This is a genomic window from Mesorhizobium sp. M2C.T.Ca.TU.002.02.1.1 (assembly GCF_003997225.1).
Map to the genome: position 1 here is coordinate 1 of NZ_RZTO01000798.1, position 2,765 is coordinate 2,765.

Genomic DNA, 2,765 nt, shown 5'->3' on the forward strand with positions numbered 1-2,765 from the left:
ACTCGGAGCCGGCCTGTCGGTGGCGCTCGGCATCCTGGCACGGCTGGGCGCGATCGGGCTCGGCCTGTTCTGTCTGATGACGGCCAGCCTCTTCCACACCAATTTCGCCAGCCAGAACGAATTGCTTCATTTCGAGAAGGATCTGGCGATCGCCGGCGGCATGTTCATCCTGGCGCTCGCCGGTTCCGGCAGGCTGTCGCTGGACAGAGTGCTGGCCGGCCTCGTCAAGGACACCAAGATCGATCCGCCCATCGAGCAGCACCTGTCGGTGGGGGAGACGAGCCTGCCGGTTTGAGGCAGGGTCCGCGTCACGTCGCAACCCGACGGCGTTCGCGCGCCAACAAGGAAACTTCTTTGGATTGCTCGCGCCCGATGCTATTTGCTCGGGGCCCAACCTGAAGACGTCGCCTTGAATACGACAAGCCTACTGCGCCACATCAATGCAAGGCGTTGCCTTCGACTGCTGCAAAACGGCCGGCAGCTCTCGCGCGCCGAAATGGCCCGCCAGCTCGGCCTGACACGGGCGACCATCGGCAATGCCATGCGCGTCCTGCTCGATGCCGGCCTGGTCGTCGAGAGCGCCGAAATGTCCCCCGAATCGCGCAAGGGCCGTCCGGGCGTGGGCGTTTCGCTCAACCCTTCGGGTGCTTATTTTGTCGGCGCCGATGTCGGCACGCGTTCCTTGACCGGAGTGCTGCTAGACCTGCAGATGAACGTCGTCAGCCGGATCGTCGAGCCGACCGGCCCGCGCTACCGTGACGCCGGGCATATATCGGCCAGGCTGCTCTCCCTGATCGAGAGGCTGCTCAATGAGAATCCCGCCTTGCAGGACAAGGTCGAAGGCATCGGCATTTCGGTGCCGGGCCTCGTCGGGCGTGACGGCAGCGTGGTCCACGCGCCGTTCCTGGAATGGCGCAACTATCCCCTGCAGGCGGAACTGACGCGGAAGTCGCCCGCCGACTGGTCGGTCATGGTCTGCAACGACGCCTTCGCCTTCGCCAATGCCGAGCTCGCCGCCTCCGCCACGGCGAAGGCCGGCAGCATGCTGGTCGTGCTCCTGGCCGAGGGCATCGGCGGCGCCATCATCGATGACGGCCGCGTCGTGATGGGCGGACACGGCTATTCCGGCGAAATCGGCCACACCATCGTTTCCGCCGGCGGACGCGTCGATACGTTCGAGATGCTGGCCGGCGCGAAGCTCTTCACCCGGCTGTTCGAAGAGGGCCAGCCGGTGGCCGATGGCGTTCAGATGCTGCTCGCCAATGTCGGCGACAAGGATGTGGATGCCGTGCTCGACGCCTGGGTCAGCGGCCTTTCCGCCGGCCTCGTCAACGCCATCCATCTGCTCGATCCCGGTCGCATCGTGCTTGGCGGTCCGCTGGCCGGCCTCTACCCAAAACTCAGCCGGCGCATCCAGGCCGACATCAAGCGACGGCTTCTGGCGGGTTTCGCCATGCCCGAGATCAGGGTGGCGCAGTTCGGCGCCGACGGCGCGGCGATCGGCGCGGCGGCCACCATCCGCGACACGCTTTTCGCTCTGCCGGACCTCGAAGCCAGCACGCTGTAGTTCCGCTGCAGCCGGTCGGCGATGTCCGCGCTGGTAGGGTGGCATGCCTTGGAGATTGGCCGAAACGCCCGCCCGAGTCGTCATCCACGGGCGGAGCAAGGAGCGAAGCGACGCGCACAGACCCGAGGATCCATTCCGTTACCTGCGAGTGTTGCAGCGGTTCAGAATGAGTACGGTTCTGCTCCGCCTTTATCCCTCGCGCGACGTCACGGAATGGATCCCAGGGTCTCCGCGACGCCGCTTCGCGGCTGCTCCGCCCAGGGATGACGAGGTTAGAAGGCCTTAGCCAATCCCCAGCGTTTGCGCCGATTCACTGAAATGAGGTGAGCAATCGCCGAAATTCTCATGAAGCGCCTTGACGCGCCGCCGTTTGTGATATTTGTTTTTGTATAAGACAAAAACAAATATCAGGGAGCGAGCCTGTGCCCGTCAAGAAAGACGCCCGTTGTCTGCGCATCGGTATCCTCGGTTGCGGACCAATATCCCAGTTCGCGCATCTGGAATCGGCGCAGAAGGGGAGGAACGTCGTCCTCCAGGCCGTATGCGACGCCGATGTCGATCTGGCACGCCGCTTCGGCTCCTTCTACGACGCGATCAGCATCTACGACGACTATGACCGCATGCTCGCCGACGCGGAAGTCGAGGCGGTCGTCATCGGCATTTCCGATGCCTTCCATGTTCCGGCGGCAATCAAGGCTCTTTCGGCCGGCAAGCATGTTCTCTGCGAAAAGCCAATCGCCATGTCGGTCGAGGAGGCGGAGGACCTGAAGGTCCATGTCGAGCGCACCGGCCTGGTGCTGCAGATCGGCCATATGCTGCGTTTCGATCCGGGCATCCAGGCGGCGCATGAGTTCGTCACCAAGGAGATGGGCTCGCTGCTGGCGCTGAAGGCCTGGTATTGCGATTCCACTCATCGCTACACCATGACCGATGCCGTGCAGCCGGTGCCGAGGAACGGCGCCAAGGCATTGAAGCCGGCCGGGGACCAGAAAGCCGACCGCCAGCGCTATTTCATGCTGGCGCATGGCAGCCATCTCGTCGATCTCGCGCGTTATCTGGCCGGGCCGATCAAGTCGGTCCAGGCGCGTCTGCTCGAACGCTTCGGCGCCCATTGCTGGTTCGTCGACACGGAATTCGAAAACGGCGCGCTCGGCCATCTCGATCTGACGCTGCCGATCCGCATGGACTGGCACGAAGG

Annotated in this window: 3 protein-coding genes; all 3 read left to right on the forward strand. The window is 64.0% G+C overall.

What is annotated here, in order from left to right; all coding sequences use genetic code 11:
* The coding region (locus EOD07_RS29565) for a DoxX family protein (RefSeq protein ID WP_245470540.1) at positions 1-295 on the forward strand (295 nt) is incomplete at its 5' end.
* Positions 296-409: 114 nt separating this feature from the next.
* Positions 410-1,567, forward strand: a complete 1,158-nt coding sequence (locus EOD07_RS29570) for an ROK family transcriptional regulator (protein WP_164772654.1) — start codon at positions 410-412, stop codon at positions 1,565-1,567.
* Positions 1,568-1,989: 422 nt separating this feature from the next.
* Positions 1,990-2,765: Gfo/Idh/MocA family oxidoreductase (locus EOD07_RS29575; protein ID WP_164772655.1), on the forward strand; the 776-nt coding region annotated here is incomplete at its 3' end.